The 19,782-nt window shown below is 67.3% G+C and carries 13 protein-coding genes; 3 read left to right on the top strand and 10 right to left on the bottom strand.

Features of this window, described 5'->3' with window-relative positions; translation table 11 throughout:
• Window positions 1-15 precede the first annotated feature (15 nt).
• The 9 genes from VT03_RS02565 to mutM form a co-directional block, all read right to left on the bottom strand.
• A complete protein-coding gene (locus VT03_RS02565; protein WP_075091537.1) occupies window positions 16-1,215 on the bottom strand; it encodes a glycosyltransferase in 1,200 nt (399 codons plus the stop codon).
• A complete protein-coding gene (locus tag VT03_RS02560) occupies window positions 1,212-2,534 on the bottom strand; it encodes a glycosyltransferase family 4 protein (RefSeq protein WP_082845886.1) in 1,323 nt (440 codons plus the stop codon). The genes VT03_RS02565 and VT03_RS02560 overlap by 4 nt, the downstream gene beginning before the upstream one ends.
• A 73-nt stretch (window positions 2,535-2,607) precedes the next feature.
• Window positions 2,608-3,966 carry a hypothetical protein gene (locus VT03_RS02555; RefSeq protein ID WP_075091535.1) on the bottom strand — a complete coding sequence of 453 codons (1,359 nt, stop codon included), beginning with the start codon at window positions 3,964-3,966 and terminating at the stop codon, window positions 2,608-2,610.
• A 91-nt stretch (window positions 3,967-4,057) separates the two neighbouring features.
• Complete coding sequence (locus VT03_RS02550) at window positions 4,058-6,316, bottom strand: polysaccharide biosynthesis tyrosine autokinase (RefSeq protein ID WP_075091534.1); 2,259 nt, start codon at window positions 6,314-6,316, stop codon at window positions 4,058-4,060.
• Window positions 6,317-6,520: 204 nt separating this feature from the next.
• Window positions 6,521-7,108 carry a transcription termination/antitermination NusG family protein gene (locus VT03_RS02545; protein ID WP_075091533.1) on the bottom strand — a complete coding sequence of 196 codons (588 nt, stop codon included), beginning with the start codon at window positions 7,106-7,108 and terminating at the stop codon, window positions 6,521-6,523.
• Between the two features lie 376 nt (window positions 7,109-7,484).
• The gene (locus tag VT03_RS02540; protein WP_075091532.1) at window positions 7,485-9,005 is read right to left on the bottom strand and encodes an MraY family glycosyltransferase; all 1,521 of its coding nucleotides are present in this window, start codon (window positions 9,003-9,005) and stop codon (window positions 7,485-7,487) included.
• A 280-nt stretch (window positions 9,006-9,285) separates the two neighbouring features.
• Window positions 9,286-11,925, bottom strand: coding sequence for an O-antigen ligase family protein (locus tag VT03_RS02535; protein ID WP_156514243.1), 2,640 nt, complete (start codon window positions 11,923-11,925; stop codon window positions 9,286-9,288).
• A 223-nt stretch (window positions 11,926-12,148) separates the two neighbouring features.
• Window positions 12,149-13,477: a hypothetical protein gene (locus VT03_RS02530; protein WP_075091530.1), complete on the bottom strand. Its 1,329-nt coding sequence runs from the start codon at window positions 13,475-13,477 to the stop codon at window positions 12,149-12,151.
• A 241-nt stretch (window positions 13,478-13,718) separates the two neighbouring features.
• A complete protein-coding gene (gene mutM / locus VT03_RS02525; RefSeq protein WP_075096894.1) occupies window positions 13,719-14,588 on the bottom strand; it encodes a bifunctional DNA-formamidopyrimidine glycosylase/DNA-(apurinic or apyrimidinic site) lyase in 870 nt (289 codons plus the stop codon).
• Window positions 14,589-14,720: 132 nt separating this feature from the next.
• Here mutM and VT03_RS02520 point away from each other — a divergent pair, with 132 nt between their 5' ends.
• The 3 genes from VT03_RS02520 to VT03_RS02510 all read left to right on the top strand — a co-directional run bounded on the left by VT03_RS02520 (window position 14,721) and on the right by VT03_RS02510 (window position 18,296).
• Window positions 14,721-15,413: a hypothetical protein gene (locus VT03_RS02520; protein WP_075091529.1), complete on the top strand. Its 693-nt coding sequence runs from the start codon at window positions 14,721-14,723 to the stop codon at window positions 15,411-15,413.
• A gap of 181 nt (window positions 15,414-15,594) precedes the next feature.
• The gene (locus VT03_RS02515) at window positions 15,595-16,281 is read left to right on the top strand and encodes a hypothetical protein (RefSeq protein ID WP_156514242.1); all 687 of its coding nucleotides are present in this window, start codon (window positions 15,595-15,597) and stop codon (window positions 16,279-16,281) included.
• Between the two features lie 428 nt (window positions 16,282-16,709).
• Window positions 16,710-18,296: a tetratricopeptide repeat protein gene (locus VT03_RS02510; RefSeq protein ID WP_156514241.1), complete on the top strand. Its 1,587-nt coding sequence runs from the start codon at window positions 16,710-16,712 to the stop codon at window positions 18,294-18,296.
• 324 nt (window positions 18,297-18,620) lie between these two features.
• On the opposite strand, the gene VT03_RS02505 is transcribed toward VT03_RS02510, so the two are convergent.
• Window positions 18,621-19,775 carry an amidohydrolase family protein gene (locus VT03_RS02505; RefSeq protein ID WP_082845882.1) on the bottom strand — a complete coding sequence of 385 codons (1,155 nt, stop codon included), beginning with the start codon at window positions 19,773-19,775 and terminating at the stop codon, window positions 18,621-18,623.
• Between the last annotated feature and the right edge of the window lie 7 nt (window positions 19,776-19,782).

Raw genomic sequence — 19,782 nt, 5'->3', positions numbered from 1 at the left:
ATCCTTACGCATAGATCAGGTGGCGGCGATCGTCCGCGAGGGCCGCGGCCGGTCGCCGACGCCGCTCGCGCGCAGCAGGTCCAGGAACTGCCGGCAGGCCTGCTCCGCGGAAAAACGGGTTGCGAAACACGCCGCAGCGCGGTCCCGCATCCCCAGCCGCGCGGCGGGATCGAGGTCCAGCCAGCGCCCAAGGGCGGTAGCGGCCGAGGCGGCGTTGTCGTCGCAGATCAGCCCCGCTTCGTCCGCTTCGATCTCCGGCCAGATGTTGATGGCGGAGGAGATCACGACCGGCGTTCCGCAGGCGAGCGCCTCGACGACCGCGATCCCGTAGTTCTCATGATGCGAGGGGAGGAGGAACGCCTCGGCGGTCCGGAACGCGCCCCACTTGAGGTCCCCCGTCAGCATCCCGGTCCAGGTCATTCGCCGCTCGATCCCGAGCGACTGCGACAGGGCCTGGAGACTGGCGACGTACGCGGGGTCGCCGGTCCCCGCCACCACGAGGTGCAGCGTCTCGTCCCGATCGGCCTGGGCCGCGAAGGCGCGGATCAGGAGGTCGAGCCCCTTCTTGGGATGGACGCGGCTGAGGAACAGGAGACGCCGCCGGTCGCGCAGCTCCGGATACCGCGCGAGGAACGCCTCCGTCTGCCGGGTGATGTCGCTGGGGGGAGCCCCGATGCAATAGGGGAGGATCGCGCCGTTGTCCCGGGCTCGCGGGGGCCAGAACGCCTGCTCCGCTCCGCGGCGCTCCTCCTCGCAGGTGAACAGGACCGCCGCCGCGTCGTCCAGGACACGGCGCTCCGTCGCCACCCAGGAGACCATCTTCTTCAGCCGCCGGACCGGGAAGGTCCGGTGATGCGAGGGATCGAGGAGTCCGTGGGCATAGACGAAGTACGGGATCCGGCGACGGGCCAGCACGCGCCAGACGGCATAGCTCGGATAGAGCCAGATGCCGTTGACGACGGCGCAGTCGTAGTCGTCGGCATGCTCCCGGAGCCACGGGACGAGCTGCCCCGAGTACCGATACGGCGTCCGGGCCGGACCGAGGGCGTGCACGCGAACGGGCATCGACTCAAGCCACGGGGCCGAGGGATCGTCGACGCTGACGATCTCCATCGTGTGGCCGTGCTCCGCGACCGCCCGCGCGGCCTGAAGGATCGATTCGATCGGTCCCCCTCCGAGCGGGCTGGCGGAGTTGATGACCTGAAGGATGTTCATCGCGGGGCGGCTCCTTCCGCGGCGGGCCGCCGACCAGTCTCCGCCCCCAGGAGCGCCTGCATCTCGCTTAGAAACATCTGGGAGCCGCTGGCGACGCTCAGCCCCTCGACGAGCCGCCGGGATTCGGCGCCGCAGGTCCGGCGGAGGTCGGGATCGCTCCCGAGTTCACTCATCCGCGCCGCCAGGGCCTCGACGTCGTCGCACTCGACCTGGAATCCGTTGACCCCGTTAACGACGAGCTCGCGGGCCGCGCCGGTTTGCCGCGTGGCGATGATCGGCAGCCCGGCGCCGCACGCCTCGTTGAGGACGACTCCCCAGCCGTCGTGCCGCGACGGGAAAACGAAAGCGTCGGCGGCCCGGAAGGCGTCGGGCAGATCTCCCTGCGGGACGTGTCCCAGGAACTGGACCCGCCCCGCCAGCGCCGGCGGGACCAGGGACTGAAGCGTCTGCCGCATCGGGCCATCGCCGAGCAGCAGCAGCGTCCAGTTGGGGTGGTCGGCGGCGATCTGGTGGAACGCCCTGAGCAGGGTGTCGACCCCTTTGCGCTCGATCAGCTGACCGGAATAGAGGAACACGACCTGCCCGGCGACTCCCAGCCGTTGCCGGATCTCCTCGCGAACAAGTGGGGAGGCGGGCGCGAACCGTCCGATGTCGCAGCAGTAGGGAAGGACGCCGAGGCGCTCGGCCGGGACCCCCTGGAGGGCGTACTCATCCGCCGCGGCGCGGCCGATGCCGATCACCCGCCGGGCGCTCGCGAGGACCCGCCGCACATGCCAGTTCCTCAGCCAGCGGACCGGGCCGCGGGTGAGCCATCGCCTCCGCCAGGCCGAGCCGGCGGACCGCGGACGCTCAAGCCAGACGGCCCACGGGGCGCGGCGGAGACGCAGAGCGGTCATGCAGGCGAAGAACGTGACGCTGTTCATCAATCCCGAGAGGACAAAGCCGTCGTACCGGCCGATGAGGCACGCCCAGACCGCTTGCGGGTGGAGCCGCACTTCGTCCCGCCAGGAACGGGGCGCGAGCCCCCACAGGACTCGGCCGGGGAACCCGGTCGCCGTGGAACTTCCGGCGGTGCTCTGAGCCCGCATCAGCTGAACGTCGAGATCGATTTCCGGCCGGGCCGCGACGGCCGCGAGCAACTCCACCTGATAGGGGCTCGGGACATTCGTCAGAAGCCAGATCCGGAGAGGGGGGGACGCGGTCGGAGCGGCGGCGGTGTGCGGTCCCGCGCCGTCGTCCCGGGTCTCGCGCGCGGCGGGCGAGACCGGCACCGTGAGACTTTCGGCAACAGGAGCGTGGAGCACGCTCGGATCACTCATGTGCGGATGGGCAAGACGGCGGGGCGGCCCGATGGGGAGACCGACTTCCGCCCGGTGAGGGCGATGGGGAGCGTCAGGCGGGAGACGGAATCCAGGTGCGAATGGCCGGAGCCCGCCGACGGGACGCGAGCCGGGGAGCGAGATACCCCATCAGGAGCAGCGTCGGGACGGCGAGGATCAGCAGGCGATAGAGCCACGCTCCGATGCTCTGCGTCGGCAGGTAGATGGAGAGGATCAGCATCTCGAAATAGAGGATCGTCCACAGTCCCCGGCGGACGCGCGACCGCTGCCAGGCGAGGCTGTAGAGGTGGCCGATCAGATAAACCGCGGCGATGCAGCCGGCGTGGAACTCGAGGAACAGGTCGGCGATGAAGCCCATGGAGGACCCCTTGTAGGGGACGAAGCCGACTTCGCTCATCCATTCCCCCGTCCCGATTCCGGAGGAGCCGGCGGCGGTCTGCATCCATTCCATGTCGCAGTCGCGGTACTTCGTGGGCCACAGCTCCTGCGGGATGGGCCGGATGAAAAACTGGACGAAGTACCGCGCCCCCCAGTAGTTCCTCTCAAGCTGATCGGAGGCGAGGATTGTCGCCATGGCGACGACGAACTCGTCCCCTTCCGAGATGGCGTCCCCGGTCAGCGTGTCGACGAAGGAGTCGGTCTGGACGTCGCCGGTCCAGGGGCGAAGCAGGCTGCGGTTGTCGACGAGCAGCAGCATCAGGACGCCGGCCAGCCCGAGTCCGGCCAGGACGCTGGCGATGTTCGGGATCTTGCGGCGGATGATGACGACGCCGCCGGCGAGCGTGGCGGCCGAAAGGAACATCGGCCCCCGCCGGCCGCCGATGATCGACCAGGCGATCATCGGGGAGAGGACGTAGAGCAGCGTGAGGAATTTGCCCGGCGTCAGCCGCGTCCCTCCCCAGCCGAGGGCGACGAGGAACGCCGCGGGGAACGCCAGATTCGGCAGCTCGCGGTAGTACCCGCTGTCGATCGGGGAGCTCAGAAAGGGCTTGGCCATCCGCCACAGTCCCGGACCCGTCGCCCACACCATGCTGACGAAGACGCCGACGGCGACCGTCCCGATGGCGAACCCCATCCGGATCATCCGCCGCCGGGAGGATCCCGAGAGCATCAGCTCGTCCAGCCGTCCCCCGCCGCGGGCGACCGGCGCCTGGTGGGCCTGCAGCCCGGCGCAGAACGCGAGGAGCGACAGGAGATTGATCATCAGGACGTAGTCGACCCGGCCGGGGTCCGGAAAGAACTGCGCCAGGCTGCCGCTGCTGATCATCGTCAGCGGATGATACGAATAGATGTAGACGAGCATCGGGGCGAAGATCACCGCCGGGCACAGCGGATCGCGCGATCGCAGGAACGCGCGGCCCGCCGAAAGGCAGACGATCAGGCCGGCGGCGAGGACCAGGAGCTCGGACATTTCTTCGGAAAGCGGCGGACCTGATCCACCCGGGGTCGCAGGCCCGCGTTGGGGCCGTTCGCGAAACAGGAGGAACGAGGCCGGAAAACGATCAGGACTGGGAGGTCAGGGACGAGGCGGGATGCTCTTCTTCGGAGTAGTAGACCCCGGCCTTCCCCTCTCCGTAGGCGTATCCGCGATTGCCGGAGCCGGAGTAGCCGTAGCCCTTCCGGCTGCTGATTCCGTTGACCACGACCCCCAGGACGTTCGCCCCCACGCTCCCCAGGACCTCCATCGCCCGCCGGGCTTCCGAGCGGGTCCGCTTAGCGATGCGGAGCGTGACGATCACGGCGTCGACGCGGGGCGCCACGGCGCTCGGATCGGTCACCGCCAGGAGCGGCGGGGTGTCGATGATGACAAAGTCATACTGTTCCCGCAGGACGCCGAGCAGCTCGTCGAACCGCTTGCCGGTCAGGAGCTCCGCCGGATTGTCGGGACGGGGGCCGCACCCGAGCACGGCGAGGTTTTCGACGGGGGTGTCCTGGATCGCGTCCACCAACTCCGCCGTTCCGGCGATGACCGACGACACGCCGAGCGACGTGTTCTGTCCGATCAGCTTGTGGATCCGCGGCCGGCGGAAGTCGGCGTCCATCAGCAAGACCCGCTTACCGGTCTGCGCGATGGAAATCGCCAAGTTGCCGCTGAGCGTCGACTTGCCGTCCCCGGGATTGGGGCTCGTGACCTGGATCACCTTGAGCGGCTCGCCGCGGGTCCGGAAGTACAGGGAGGTGCGGACCGCCCGGTACGCTTCGGCCAGCCGCGACTTCGGGCGGTGGAACGTCACGAGCGAGGGATGGACCGCGTCGTTGGACCGCCGGTCGGCCCGCGCGAGCTCGATGACCGGGATGTGGCCGACGACCGGCAGGCCGAGCGACGTCTGGACCTCTTCCGGATCGCGGAAGCTGCGGTCGTTCAGTTCGAGGAGGTAGGCCAGGAGGTAGCCGACCGCGATCCCCGCGACCGCCCCCAGGGCGAGATAGCGGGCCATCACCGGTCCCGTCAGAAATCCTTCCGTGGGGGGGGAAAGGACCGACATCTCGTAGCCGCCGTAGCCCTTGACGAGGCTGATTTCATCGAGCCGCTTGACCACCCCTTCGAAGAGCTTCGACGTCCGGGCGATCTCGTTCCGCAGGCTCTCGTCCCGGACCTCATAGGCGACGAGCGACTTGGCCGCCTCCTTCTCCTGGTCGAACAGAAGGTTCATCTCCTTCTGCTTCGTCTGGATGACGTCGACCTCGTGCTGGAGGGACTCGAGGTACAGGGAGACCAGATCCGGCCGCTTTCCCCCCTTCAGCATCGGGTTTTCGCCGGCGTTCTTTCGTTCCTCCGCCAGGCTCTCGGTCAGGTACTTCCGCGTGATCTCGATCCGCTTCTGGACGGCGGTCACCTTCGGGTGGTCCGGACCAAGCGTCTCCAGCAGCATCTGCTCGTCCAGCAGGAGCGGAAAGAGCTCGGTCACGGGAGACTTTTCCTGAGGGAGGCCGTTCTCCCTGGACTCCTTGTTGGCGTTGATGATCAGCGCCAGTGCCTCGCGGTTCCCTCCCCGCGCCATGGCGTTCTTGAGGGAGTCGAGCTCGGCGGTCTTTTCGTGCAGGGCGATCAGCAGCGCGGACCGCGCCTGTTCGATCCCGGCCAACCGCTCCTGGTGGATGTTCTTCGCCCCTTCCTCCTTGGCGAACAGCAGGGGGGCATCCTGCCGGAACTTGTGGTACTCGTCCTCCTTGGTCTCCAGCTGCTTGAGGAGGACGTCCTTGGCCTCTTTGATCAGTTCGGCCACGTCCTTGCTCGTGGTCTGGTGGGTCTCACCCAGATAGGAGCGGTAGCCATCGAGGACCGCCTCGAGCGCCACCTGGCAGACCTCCGGGTCGCTGTCGCGGAACGACATCCGGATGACGTCCGGCGTCTTCGAGTCAGCCAGGACGTTGAGCCCCCGCACGATCCGGGAGGCCGGGTCGCTCTCCCCCGCGAAGGCGGGATGCTTGCGGAGGTCGTGCGTCTCGACCGCCTTGCGGACCACCAGCGGGCTTCCGATCAGCATCTGGTGGGGCATCGTCTGCGTGATCCCCTGGGCGAATCCCGATTCGGTCCCGAGCGGGTTGGCCTGCTGCTGCCGGTCGCCCGTGACCAGGACCGTGCTGGAGGACTGGTAGATCGGCGGCTGCTTCAGGAAATGCAGGTAGGCCGCACCGGTCCCGACTCCCCCGAACAGGATGAGCAGCCAGAGATACCGCCACGTGAGAGCCAGGAAGTTGACGGTCCGCTCGTCCGACTTCTCGGAGAGCTCGTCTTCAAAATCCCCTCGAATTCCCATGTCCGCAATTCCGTTTTCACAATCCGGTGAGGCAACCGGGAGCATCTGCCCCCGGCGCCGCTTCCAACGGCGCCGGTCCCGCCGAACCGGGCATCGTGCCAGTTCCGGCGAGCAGTTTCAAATCCCCATCCGGACAATTCGCCCGCAGCAGGCCCTCCGGGTTGCTGCAAAGCCCTTGATCGGACGGACATGCTGCGATCGGCCTCATCCGAGGCTCTCCACTTCGAAGTCCTGCAGCTTGACCGACGCCCCCTGCTGGAGGAAGTTCACGACTACGATGAGGTGCATCTCGCCGTGCCGCTGTATGACGGTCCCCTCGATCCCCTTCATGCTTCCGGAGCGGATGCGGACCGGCGCCCCCGGCTGCAGCTTTGCTTCCGGGGTGACCGGGGAGCCACGGGCGATGAGGTCGTGGATCTGGCGGAGGTCGCGGACCAGAACCGCGGGATTCTCGACCTCGATCGTCCGCGAGATTGTGTTCGTCGTCAGGGCCCGCGTCCGGGCCTCGGCGTCGCCGTACAGGAAGACGTAGTTCGAAAAGAGCGGCAGATACGAGGTCCGAATCCGCCCCTGGGGGGAACGGGAGCGGTGCGGGACGAGCGGCGAATAGAAAGAGATCTCCATCGCCCGGAGCTTCCGCATCAGCTCCTTTTCCTGGCGGGACCGCGTGTAGACGGCCCACCAGCTTCCCGCGTCATCGAGGTTGGCCTCGGCGGAACCGGCCGTCTCACCCGGGAAGCGGGTGAAGAGGTCGGCGGGAAAGATGTCCGGTTCGCGGTCGAGGATCGGCATTCGTCTCTCTGGGGCGCCCGCTGCGCGCACTCCGTTCCCTTGGGTGACCAGCACCCCACAGAAGAACGTCGTTGCCAATGCGTGTCATCCAACCGCGACTCCGTTCGCGCGTCGGGAGGAAATCCTCCCGAGCCCATCCAGGCGCTTCGTATCATGACGTAGCGCGCTATGAACCGGCAGTCCGCAGACTGCCATTCCTGATTCTCCGTGCCGGTTCCTTCGTCCGCTTTCTGCGGTTCGGCTTTTCCTGTCCGCGGCGGAGGATCCGGCTTCCGCCCTGGACCCGAGTGCGTCCTGCTCGATCGTGCTCCGCCGAGGAAACCACTTGCGTGACGAGACTCCCGTTCCGGGGCGCCCCGTGCTCACCGGAATTCCCCTAGACGGCCGCCTCCGGGTTCGCCACCAGGGGAACCGCGGCGGTCTCCAGCCGCGTGGAGTCCTCGAACTGCTCGAGGACCAGACTCACCATCTGGGCCTCGAAAGGCCGCAGGCCGGAGACGAGCTCCCCGATCCAGGTGCAGACCGATCCTTCCGACGGCTGCCCGCGGATCCTCAGCCGCCCCACGGTCACGTCCCCCGCCAGGAGCGGGATGTCGGTCGTCCACTCCAGGTGCTCGGGGCCTCCGCGGCGGCGGTGCCAGTGGACGTGATACTCTTCGTTCAGGGCAGGGAGGTTGACGTTCAGCTGAACCATGCTCAGGTCGAAGCGCTCCGCGTAGACCGTCAGGGTCTCCCACAGGTCGTCCCAGTCGCGCGTCCCGGTGAGCCGGGCCCGCTCCGGAAGCCGGGGGGTGCTCTCGTCCTGGCGGGGGAGCTTCATCATCGAGCGGGTGATCGACTTGGCGCGGGTCCACATCAGCAGGAACTCGGCGGTGCCGAAGACCCGGCACACCACCAGCACCGCGACGACCACCAGGACCGTCAGCAGCGCCAGCCACTCACTGTTCTGGGCCACGCCGATCAGGGCCCCGATGCAGGTCGCCGTGCAGAGCGCGGCGACGAGCAGCACCGTCCTCGGTCCGCTGTGACCGGATCGCTGCAGGCAATGGTGGAGATGGCCGCGGTCGGTTTCGTAGATGCTGCGGCCGGTCAGCTTGCGGCGGACGATCGCCATGCTGACGTCGAGGATCGGAATGGCCCAGATCACGGTCGGGGCCGCCAGGGCGACGGTCGCCGCTCCCTTGATCGAGCTGTGGATTGCGAGAGCCCCCAGGACCAGCCCGATGAGCATGCTCCCGCTGTCCCCGAGAAAGACTGACGCGGGGGGGAGGTTGTAGAGGAGGAAACCTCCGATCGCTCCGGCGAGCGTGAGCGCCACGAGCGCGTCGGCGGCGTGCCCGGTCATCCACGCCATGACGGCGATCGCCAGGCTCAGGACGACTCCGACGCTCCCCGCCAGGCCGTCCATGCCGTCGATCAGGTTCAGGGCGTTGATCGCTCCGACGATCCAGAAGATGGTGAACGGGACCGCCATCACTCCCAGGTCGATCGGGAAGTCAAAGAGGACGATCCGCCGCACGTAGAGTCCGGACGAAGCCAGGAGCGCCGCGGCCATGACCTGTCCGAGGAGCTTCTGCCGCCCCCTTAGCTGCAGCCGGTCGTCGAGCAGGCCGACCGTCACGATGGCGATCCCGGCGGCCAGGAGTCCCCACAGGAAACGGGACTCCCGGGCGATCAGGGCGCGGACTTCGGGGGAGAGCGCCATCGCCACGACCGCGGTCAGCGCCATCGCGGCGAAGATCGCCATCCCGCCGCCGAGCGGTGTCGGCTCGGCATGCAGCTTTCGCCGACCGTCGGGGCGGTCGACGATGTTCAGCATGCGGGCCAATTCCCGCGCCATCGGCGTCAGCACGATGCCGCACACCGCGGCCGCGCCAACGATCATGAATGGAAACATTACCGCTCCAGTTCCGTCCATACGTCCGGGAGAGCTCGCGTGGCCGTCCGCCTCGGGGACGACCCGTCGGCGGTGCGGCTCCCTCCGCGGCAGGCGGTGGGGAACGCTTTGAACTCCCAGGGAGACTCGCGTCAGGACGCCGGGAAAGCGATTGCGAAGCAACCGGACTTTCTCGGCCACGACTCCGTCGCACGAGAGGCGCTCATTCCTGCGCCTGGCAAATCACATTGGAGATTCCTTGCGCTCAGGCAACGTGCCTGAAGTCGCGTCCGGCTGGCAATCAGGGAACTGGCTCCGAAGACGGAGCGCGGTTCTCAAGTTTCTGCAGCTCATCGAACAACCTCCGTGCATCGACGTCTCGCGGCCGTAGCGACACCGCGATCGACGCCTGCTTTCGGGCCTCGGAATGCCTCCCCATTTTCCGGAGAACTCGAGCGAGCTCCAGACGAGTATCCGCTTCCAAGGGAGCAAGAGAGATGGCTTGTTGGAGCGAGAGAATACTCTCGTCCCAGTCCCCCCGCAACTCCCAGGCCTCCCCCCTTAGGCGGTGTTGTTCCGCTTCGGGAAACGTCTCGGAAACTCCGCTTTGCGCCAGAAGTTCGAGAACCTTCCGTCCCACCGCGTTACGCTCGGACGAGTGGGATTCGTCGGCGAAAGTCTCCCGGGCAAATGTGAGCAGAAGTCGAGGGGAATCAGGAAGAATCTGCGACAGCTCGTCGTCGAATTTTATGGCACCGGCGACGCGCCGATGGACATTCGGGATCGCCAGGGGATAGAAGCTCAGGCATCGTTTCCAGCAGGCCCGGGCGAGCTCTGTTTCGCCGCACGAGTCGAACAGTTCCGCCGCCGTCAGGAGCGGCTGCTCGAGCGTCGGCGCGATCCACAGTCCGCGATGGATCTCATCGAGCCCGGCGGGCGCCCGGGGCGAACGGACGAAGGCGAGCGCCGCCTGCATCAGGTCGCTCCGCGGATAGAAAGGACAGCAGGCGACCGCCCGCCGCAGCCGCTCCACGCAGGGGACGAGAAGCGCGCGGACGTCCGGATCCTGCTCGAGGATGGCGAGGCGCTCTTCCTGCCCATCCGCGGCCCACTCGTTGGCCTGCCGATGAAGGAGCGGCAGCTGCGTGGAGGCCCAGAGGTCCGTGACGGCCCGCTGCGGCTCGTCCCGCCGGGCCTGCGCGAAGACCGCGAGCCGGAACCGGTGGGCCCACAGATCGGCGGCGAACTGGTGGACCTCGGGGTTGTCCGTCGGGATTCCGTCGAGCTCCGCGAGGACCCGCTGCAGTGCGGCGTCGTCGATCGCATCCGGTCCCTCCAGGGCGGGAACCCGCTCACGGATCTCCTCGAGGCGGGCGACTCCGTGGACTTCCCGCAGCCCCCAGCCTCCGGCCGAGAAGAGGAGCACGACGAGGGTGATGCGGCCGATCGAGCGGGCGGACAAAGATCGGCCTTCGGAACGGCCCGGCGATGTCGGGACACTCCGGGACCACTGGCCGCACAGGGCGCCGCTCACCACTGCCAGAAGCAGCATGTTCGCGGTCACGACCGGACCGAAGTCGAAGAAGGCGCACACTCCCTGGCTGACGACAACCGCCGCTCCGGCGAGCGCAGGCCCCCACAGCGGCGGATCGGTTCCGGTCCGGCTCATGCGGTAGACCAGGATGGCCAGCAGGGCGAGCCCCGCCAGCCCGCTGGCGAGCCCGAAGGCTCCCGCTTCCACGAGGGTTTCGACGTACTGGTTGTCCGCGTTGACGAACCGCATGTCCGAGGCGTGCGTCTGGTACGGCAGGGAGGCGAAGCGGTACGTTCCGAGTCCGGTCCCGGTCAGCGGAAAATCCGCCACGACCGACAGGGCGTCCTTCCAGTGGGCCCATCGTCCGTTGTCGCGGATCGCCTCGGCGGCGGGGGAGTCGAGACGGCTCCACAGCCGATTCGCCGCGCCGGTCCAGGCCGCGAGCCCCACCGTGACCGCGACCAGCGCTGCCAGGGCGGCCAGCAGTTTCATCCCTCCCCCCCGCCGGACGGCGAGCAGTCCCGCGGCCGCCAGTCCGCCGATCAGCCCCAGCGCCCCTCCCCGCGAGGCGGACGCCAGGATGCCGGTCGCAATCAGGGCGATCGCCAGCCCGGACGCGATGGAGGCCGTTCGCGGATCGATGGTCGGTGCCCAGCTGGGCCGGTCCCAATCCGTGTCGGACGATGTCGGATCGATGGAGGGAGCCGCCAGCAGGGCGATTCCTCCCGCCAGGCAGATGTTGAGATACCCGGCCGCGTTGTTCCGGTTGACGAAGGTCGAAAACGGCTGCCCACCCAGCTCCAGGGGGATCGTCCAGAACAGTTTCCCGTTCCAGGTGAGCATCTGGACAAGGCCGAAGAACGCCAGGGCGACGCCGTTGAGCGCCAGCCCCCGCCACAGCCACGGCGTCCAGCGAGGATCGCCGAAGACCTGGGCGCTGAGAAACATGGCGAGGGAGGCGAAGGCCAGCCGCGCTATCACGAACCGCGTCGAAGCGGGGGAGAGAGTCGATGCCCGGTTGAAGGCCCCCAGGACGTCCCGGGGAGAAGACTCGCTCGCGGCCGCGCTCTGTGATGGCTCCGGGACGTTGGGCCGTTCCCAGGGGAGTCTGTGGAGGGACGCCGAGGGAGGAGTGGCAATGGGGCTGGTCGCGACCGGCCAAAGCTGGAAGAGTCCCAGCCCGACGTAGGCGGCCATCGGCCACAGGAGGAGCGGGATGACGAACGGGCGGCCGGCCGCGGGGCGATTGTTCCCTGGCAGCGACAGCAACCACGCCGCGCCGGCGATTCCGACCGCAGCAAAGAGCCAGAACTGGGCTTGAGCGCTGACGCCTGCGATCCACCAGGGGGCGATCAGGACCGCCAGCAGGAGAATTCCGCCGCCGAGAAACGAAAGAAAGCGGGACATCCCGGGAGCGAAACGCAAAGGGCCCAGTGGTCCTGAGTGACGAAGCGAATTCGACTTCGCTCGCGGCGGACGGCCGGATGGGCCGCGCGGGCTCCCGTCGGGAGCCCGCTCCGTGCCGACGAATCACGCGATAGGAGGATGAGTCTCACGGAGACAACCACCCTCTGGCTCACGGCCAGGAGGCCTCGGCCGCGGCGAGACGACTCGCTCCCCTGGCGAGTCTCTACGGGTTCACGTTCTGGGCATTCGCGGCCGGGCTGGCGGGAGCCGCCGAGCCGCCGTTGTTGTCGTCGTTGGCTGCCAGGGCTGCGGCGATTCCGGCACCGGCGGCGAGACCTGCCAGCCCCAGTCCGAGGCCGCCTCCTCCACCCCCTCCGCCGCCGCCGACAGGGCCTCCGCCGCCGCCCGCAACCATTCCGCCTCCCGGGCCGGGCGGTGGCAGTTCGTCAGGCGGGACGGCAGAATCGTCCATCGCCCCTTCACCCTCGGTGCTGTCGACCCCTTCGATCTCGTTGACATCCGAGCCGTCCGCCTGCACGAACTGCTGGCCTTCCGGCAGCTTCATCGACATCGCGGCGGCGGTCGGTCCTCCGACCACCTGAACGCCCATCGCCACGAAGCCGGCGCGGGGCTGATTCGACCAGGCACCGGGGGCCACAGCCTTGTCGACGACGTTCAGGACGACGAACGAGTAGGCGCCCGGGCGGATTCCCTCGAACTGCATCACCCCGGTGGCGTCCGAAGTCACCTGTCCGACGACCTTACCCCCCTGGAGGAGGTATCCGTCGCTCCGCACGCTGCGGATCTGCTCGGTCTTTCCGGGGGTCAGGCCGCTGAGCCGGACCTTGAGTTCGCCGGTCCGGGACAGCGTCAGCAAGGGAGTCACGAGGGGGACCGTTTCGCCGTCCCGCGGATCGCCGCGGAAGGTCTCCGCCATGGCGCGGGTCAGGTTCCGGTCGACCGGCAGGAACCGGTTCCGGATGATCGACTTGGCGACGGCGGCATTGATCGGATGGACCACGGCGGCGTCGATCTGCAGGGCCTGATCGGCCTCCGAGACCGTTCCGGCCGCGGCGGGCAGAACGCGGAACTTGCTCGAGAAATACCCGTCCGGCCCTTCGGCGACGATCGAGTAGGCGCCGATGCCGAGCTTCTTGACCTGGAACACTCCGCCGGCCCCCGGCCGCGTGCGGGAAACGACCTGGCCGTCCTTCAGGACGCGGATCGAGAGCTTGCGGGCCGGAACTTTCTTTCCGGTGATCCCGTCCGCAACCATGAAGCGGCCGGAGAGCGCGCCTTGGCTGGAGAGCCGCAGTCCCTGGGGACGCTCTTCAGCCGCCAGCGGAATGAGTTCTTCGCCGGCAGCAGCGGGGGTCGGGGTCGGAGCGGGAACAGGGGCCGGGGCGAGAGCCGGGGTGGGACCGGGGACCGTCGACGGGACGGGCCGCGGTGCATCGAACTCGTCCTGGGCCTCCACCTTGAGGGGAAGACAAAGAACCGTTGCCACCTGCAGGGCCACGAGGACGTGATGAACGAGCGTCTTCTGAGGCACGGCTTTCCTCCTGACCAAGTCTCTGAATGGCGTCGGTACAGAAGGGAGACCGTCACAGGTCCCCTGCGGCCAGTGACTCACGTGTGTCGGGAGTCATCAGTACGCATCTTCCGCAGATCCGACAAGTTCCCCATATTCAAGTGGACCGTCCCGATGATTGCAATGGTTTCTACCCGATCCGTTTTGCCGCACCGGGCACTTTTCCGAAGTCTCTCGGGCTGCGGCTGGAGGGGGACACGAATCACTGGCAGCGGGGGCAGTAGAACGTCGATCGCTGGGCCTGGACGATCCGCACGATGACCCCTTTGGTACAGGTGGGACAGCGCTCCTCAGCCCGGTCGTAGACGCGGTGGGAGTTCTGGTAGCCGCCGTCCTGGTTCAGGGCGTTGCGGTAGGTCCCGTCGCTCAAGGTCGAGCCTTCGTGGCGGATCGCCGCATGGAGGATCTCCAGCGTTGCCGCCCCCATCCGCTGGATCTGCGGACGGGTCAGCCGGTCCGCGGGAGTCTCGGGATGAATCCGCGCCAGGTGCAGGATCTCGCTGGCATAGAGGTTTCCGATTCCCGCCACCTTCGACTGGTCCAGGAGCAGGACCTTGATGGGCCGCGACGTCGCCCGGCAGATCGCGGTCCAGTCGGGGGGAGCCATGTCGAGAGCGTCCTTGCCGAGCCGTCCTCCGTCGAGCAGTTGCGAAAGGCCCTCGGCGTCGAGCAGCGAGATCGTCCCCAGCCCCCGCTGGTCCCAGAACCACAGCCGCCGTTCCTCGTTCCCTTTGAGGAGCTGCCATTCCAGGCGGAGGTGTTTCGTGTTCGGTGGATCGGAGAGGAGCATCAGGCCGGTCATACGGGGCTCGATCACGAACCCGCCCCCTCCACTCCCGTCACTGCGGTCCGCGGCCGCTTCGTCGTCGAGTTTCAGGACGATCCGCTTCGCCCGCCGCTGGACGGCGACGATCGTCCGGCCCTCCGCGCGGCGGGCCATTTGGCGGAGGCCCGGCGTGATCTGCAGGGGACGGCACGGCGACGGGCATCTCCGGATGCGGACGATCCGGGTCCCCTCCACGGCGTCGCGAATTCCGCGGACCATCGTTTCGACTTCAGGAAGCTCGGGCATCGGAGGTGTCAAGAGGAAAAGGCGGACGGCGATCGCGGACGGACCGCCCGGCATGGACCGGCGGCAGGTTCCGCTCCTATTGTATGCGCCCACGAAGCCGGACTCTGGGCCACTCAGCAGGGAGGACAAAGAATGGGAATCTGCCGGATCGGCGCTGCCGTACTGATCGTCGTTGTCGGATCGTCGTTGTCGCCGGGCCGGCTGGTTCGCGCCGACGAGACGGTGTCGCCAAGGCAAGTTTCCGACGAGTCTACGGATCTCGTCGTGCGGGACATCACGACCCGCGCCCGGGCTTCGCAACGGATCTACGATTGCCTCGACCGGCCGGCGCAGCTCAAGTTCAAGGATCGCACGCTGTCACAGGCGCTGGGGGCCATCTCCGACGCCCACGGAATCAATATCGTGATGGACCACAAAGCGATCGCGAACCTCGGCGAGGGGGCCAAGCGGCCCTTCTCGATCGACGCGAGCGATGTCCCGCTTCGGAAGGCCCTGCAGTTGCTGTTCGACGGCCGGTTCATCGACTACCACATCGACGGCGAGCAGCTCCGCATCACCGACCGCGACAACGTCCGCGCCCGGCTGGAGATCCGCGTCTACGACGTTCAGCCCCTTCTGAAGGACGGTGCGACGGGCCAGGACGTTGCTGATCTGCTCAACTCGGGACGGCTGCTCAAGAATTCCCCCAAGGCCCAGCCGATCGGCGGCCTGGTGGCCGTGGTGGGGAACCGCCACGTCCATGAGTCGGTCCTCCGTCGACTCCGTTCGACTGATGCCGAGGACGTTCTGGTCTTCCGGGCCACACAGGGGCCGTTCCGTCCGTAATCCGTCTTCTCCGGTGTCGAACGCCGCGGTTCAATGGATTCAATGCCGCGATCCGGTGCCTCCGGCAACCAGGGGCCGGTCCACCCGCGTGAGCCCTGGCCCCGACTCTCCGCTCGGAGATTGCCGGAGAGTCTCACTGCGATTGGGATCATTCGTCCGCTTCTCGATTGGTGAAAACATCATGACCTTCGCACAGCGTTGCTGCTTCGTCGCGTTCCGGTCCTGCGCACCGACCGCTCTTCTGGTGTTGGGCCTGCTGTGCGGGGGCGAGCCGCTTCGCGCGGACGATGCGGTGGCTGACGACTCGCAGAGCGAGGAGATCCGCGAAGTCACCCGGACGAGCTCCGCGGAGGTCCGTATCGCCCGGACCCTCTCCGCAGAGACCGCGCTGAAGGCGCCGGACCACACGCTCTCCCAGGCCCTGCGGATGCTGGCCGACCGGCACGGGATCAACATCGTCCTGTTGCCGGGCGTCTCGGAGGAGGAACTGATCAAAGCGCGCGTGTCGGTGACACTGGAAGGAATCCGGCTGCGGTCGGCGCTTGGAATCCTTCTACAGGACGTCGACGGCCAGGCACTCGATTTCGTGATCGACCAGGAGGCCCTGTTCATCGGTCCGCGGACGGAGATCGAGAAGCGTCACTCCCTGCGGGTCTACAACGTGAAGCCGCTTCTCGGTCCCGGGGTCACGGCCGAGGACGTGGCCCGGGTCGTCACCGAACTGGTTCTTCCCGAAGGGAGCCGCAAGGCGACCGCGCTCGGCAGCCACGTCATCGTCTCGCACAATAAGTACGTCCATCAGGCCACGCTCGAAACGCTCAACCGGCTGGTGCGGAATTCCGCCGCAGAGCCGCCGGAAGCGAAGTGATTCAAAGTGCGGCGAACCGAACTGGGCCGCTGCTGTCCTGCGAGGAATTCGGAACCGGGCCCGATTGGCGGACTCGGCTGGAACTGAACGGAATCACGAGAACGAGGGCGGGGCCGGCGAGGACCAGACGATTCCGTGGTCGACACGGCACTGCATTTGCCATTACCGATTCACATCGGATTCCGGCGACCATGCCGTGCAGGCATCGACCGGACCGGGTGCTGAGTGCGAGCGGCTTTCATCCTGCCTTCTCAGGATCATGACGTCTCGGTGAGCGCTGCGCCTTCTGAACTCGGGCAACTGCGACGGATCGAAACAGGAACACTATGAGACGCGTGCACATCGGCATCGGGCTCCTGGCGGGGGCCCTTACGGCGACGGGAATCTCTTCGGTGGGCCGGGGTCAAGAAGCAGCTCCGGCAGCGATCGTGCCGCTCTTTCAGGGGTTGGGGAACTTCGGCCGCAAGGTGACGACGGAGTCCTTCGAGGCGCAGCGGTACTTCAATCAGGGACTTTGCCTGCTGTACGCGTTCAATCACGACGAGGCGATCCGCTCCTTCCGCAAGGCGGCCGACTGCGACCCCAAGTGCGCGATGGCGTGGTGGGGCGTCGCGATCGCCCACGGCCCGCACATCAACAACCCCGTCGTCCCGCCGGAGCAGGCCAAAGCCGCCTGGCAGGCGCTCGCCACCGCACGCGAGGTCGCGGCCGGCGCGTCGGAGACCGAGCAGGAACTCATCGCCGCCCTCGCGCATCGCTACGCGGACCCGCAGCCCGACGATCGCAAGCCGCTCGATGAGGCCTACGCCAGGGCGATGCGGGAGGTCTGGCAGCGGCATCCCGACGATGCCGACATCGGGGCTCTCTTCGCCGAGTCGCTCATGGACCTGCGGCCGTGGGACCTGTGGACGGCCGAGGGGGTTGCCCGGCCCGGAACGGACGAGGTCGTCCGGACCCTCGAAGCGGCCCTGACGCAGGTGCCGGAGCATCCGCTCGCGCTGCACCTTTACATCCACGCGGTCGAAGCCTCGCCGCAGCCGCAGAAGGCGATCGCGCCGGCGAAGCGGCTGCTGACGCTTCAGCCAGGGCTCGGGCATCTGGTTCATATGCCGTCGCACATCGATGTCCGGACGGGACGCTGGGCGGAGGCGATCGCGTCGAACACGTTGGCGATCGAGGCGGATCAGGCGTATCGGAAGCAGTCGCCGAAGCAGGGCTTCTACCGGATCTACATGGCCCATAACCATCACATGCTCGCCTATGCCGCCATGATGCGGGGGCAGAGCGGGCTGGCGGTCCGGGCGATCCAGGAGATGACGGAGGCAATGCCGGCCGACTGGGTTCATGACAACGCCCTGTTTGCCGATGGCTTTCTGGCGATGCCGCTGGAGGTTCTGATCCGGTTTGGGCGCTGGGACGATGTTCTCGCGGCTTCGGAAGGTCCGGAGTATCTGCCGTTCACGCGGGCGATGCGGCACTGCGCCCGCGGGATCGCGTATGCCGCCAAGCTCGATGTTGCGAAGGCTCGCGCGGAGCAGAAGGCTTTCCTCGCCGCTCGCTCCCTGGTCCCCAAGGAGGGGATCGTCGGGAACAACACGGCGGCGGACGTGCTGGGGGTGGCTGAGTGTCTGCTGGCGGGGGAGATCGATGTGCGGGACGGAAAGGTCGACGAGGGGATTGAGCAGCTTCGGGAGGCGGTGCGGCGGGAGGATCGGCTGCGGTACTCGGAGCCGCCCGACTGGATTCATCCTGTGCGGCATGCGCTGGGGGCGACGTTGCTGACGGCTGGCCGGGCCGCGGAGGCGGAAGCGGTGTATCGGGAGGATCTCAGGAAGATGCCGAACAACGGTTGGGCGTTGTTTGGGTTGGCGCGCAGTCTGGAGTTGCAGGGGAAGGCGGACGAAGCCGGCACAGCGAGGAAGCGGTTCGCGGAGTGCTGGAAGGACGCGGACGTGGAGATCACGTCGTCGTGTTTCTGCCAGCCCGGCCGTCCAGTCGGACCCAAATCGAAGTAGGGCCTATCTACCGGGTCCAGGGGCACCCTGGTGGGGGAGTGCAGGGGGGGAGAATCCCCCCTTGCCCGCCGGAGGCCTGGCCGTCGGGAGATGTCTGAAGGAGATCGTGTCCAAACGCGGACACCGTGTCGTATGCCCACTCGCCAACCCGCGGGAATGCGAAGCGAGCGGGGAGTCCTCAACGCCGGTTCCACGAAGCGGACGTCGGTTGTTTGCCACGGTTCCTCACAGGAGTGCCTCCGGCGGCAAGGGGGTGAGACCCCCTTGACCCCGGCTGCCGTCGCAAATTGGGCTTGAGCTATGGGAGCCGCGCCGGCAAGGACGCTACTTCGCCTTCCACGCTTTGACCGCCTTGGCGACCCCCGGAATCAACCGCTCCGCGTTCTCATGATAAACGCGCCGCAACACCTCATCCGGCAACCCCAGCCCGTAAATGTTCCAGAACCCCTGCGGCGGAAACGGATTGTCCTCGTAAGGAAAATACTCGTCCCACGTCTCCAGAAAACGCCAGTGCGGAATCAGCTCCGAAACCGGCGGCACACCATCCGTCCCAAACAGGATCCGGTCCGAATACTTCAAAAAGAACTTCCGCGCCGTATACGGTTGACGCCCCAGCTCCGACACCCGCGCCGCAATCTCGACATTCATATTCGGCATCGCGTCGAGATACCCCGACAGCTTCGCCAGGTCCTCAGGGATATCCGCCATGTGCGCACAAATGAACTTCGTCTTCGGATGCCGCGCAATCACCCGGTTCCGGGCATCGATCAGCGACTGGTGCGACGGAAAGTCCTTGCCGTAAAAGCTCCACTCCGGATGCCGGTACAGCTCCTCCCACCGCTCGTTCTTCTCATTCGTCGGCTTGAAGAACGCGATCGGATCGGAACAGTGCCACAGCACCGGCACCCCCAGCTCTCCCGCCCGCTGCCACACCGGATCAAACCGCGGATCGTCCGGCGCAATCAGCTTCCCCTCGGCATCCCGGACTAGCAGCCCCAGGTCCTTCAGCAGCTTCAGCCCGCTCGCCCCTTCCCGGACCGCCGCCGAAAGCTTGTCCGCCATCGCCAGACCGAAGCCCGGCTGGTTGACGTCCCACGCCTTGGGATCGTCTTTCGGCGCCAGCCCCTGGTAATCCATCCGAGCGAAGACGACGAAGCGGTTCGGATACTTCGACGTCAGCCGGCTGTAATGCTGCGGAAAGTTCGGCCCCGCCTGCCCGTCGAGGCTCACGCTGCAGGCGATGTTCGAGACATCCATCGCCTGGACCATCTCGGCCAGCTCCTCGTCCGTCAGCTTGAACGGATGCGTGTGGACGTTCACGCACGGGAACTTGGCCTTCTGGAGGATCTGCTCCGGCGCCTGCAGTTCGGCCTGCGGACGGAACTCGTCGAGATACAGCCGCCGCGGCGGGTCATCCCCCCGGGATGTGCCGATGAGGACGAGCGTGGAGAGAACCGGGATGAGCAGGAAACGTGTCATGCGGCCA

This window comes from Planctomyces sp. SH-PL14, assembly GCF_001610835.1.
Lineage (GTDB): Bacteria > Planctomycetota > Planctomycetia > Planctomycetales > Planctomycetaceae > Planctomyces_A.
The sequence above is the reverse complement of the archived record's forward strand: the minus strand, read 5'-3'. Positions and strand labels throughout refer to the sequence as shown.

Excerpts from the sequence above, each read along its gene's own strand:
- VT03_RS02550 (WP_075091534.1), bottom strand. The coding sequence starts at position 6,316 with ATGGGAATTCGAGGGGATTTTGAAGACGAGCTCTCCGAGAAGTCGGAC.
- VT03_RS02540 (WP_075091532.1), bottom strand. The coding sequence starts at position 9,005 with ATGTTTCCATTCATGATCGTTGGCGCGGCCGCGGTGTGCGGCATCGTG.
- VT03_RS02555 (WP_075091535.1), bottom strand. The coding sequence starts at position 3,966 with ATGTCCGAGCTCCTGGTCCTCGCCGCCGGCCTGATCGTCTGCCTTTCG.
- VT03_RS02515 (WP_156514242.1), top strand. The coding sequence starts at position 15,595 with ATGACCTTCGCACAGCGTTGCTGCTTCGTCGCGTTCCGGTCCTGCGCA.
- VT03_RS02560 (WP_082845886.1), bottom strand. The coding sequence starts at position 2,534 with ATGAGTGATCCGAGCGTGCTCCACGCTCCTGTTGCCGAAAGTCTCACG.
- mutM (WP_075096894.1), bottom strand. The coding sequence starts at position 14,588 with ATGCCCGAGCTTCCTGAAGTCGAAACGATGGTCCGCGGAATTCGCGAC.
- VT03_RS02520 (WP_075091529.1), top strand. The coding sequence starts at position 14,721 with ATGGGAATCTGCCGGATCGGCGCTGCCGTACTGATCGTCGTTGTCGGA.
- VT03_RS02565 (WP_075091537.1), bottom strand. The coding sequence starts at position 1,215 with ATGAACATCCTTCAGGTCATCAACTCCGCCAGCCCGCTCGGAGGGGGA.
- VT03_RS02545 (WP_075091533.1), bottom strand. The coding sequence starts at position 7,108 with ATGCCGATCCTCGACCGCGAACCGGACATCTTTCCCGCCGACCTCTTC.
- VT03_RS02505 (WP_082845882.1), bottom strand. The coding sequence starts at position 19,775 with ATGACACGTTTCCTGCTCATCCCGGTTCTCTCCACGCTCGTCCTCATC.
- VT03_RS02535 (WP_156514243.1), bottom strand. The coding sequence starts at position 11,925 with ATGTCCCGCTTTCTTTCGTTTCTCGGCGGCGGAATTCTCCTGCTGGCG.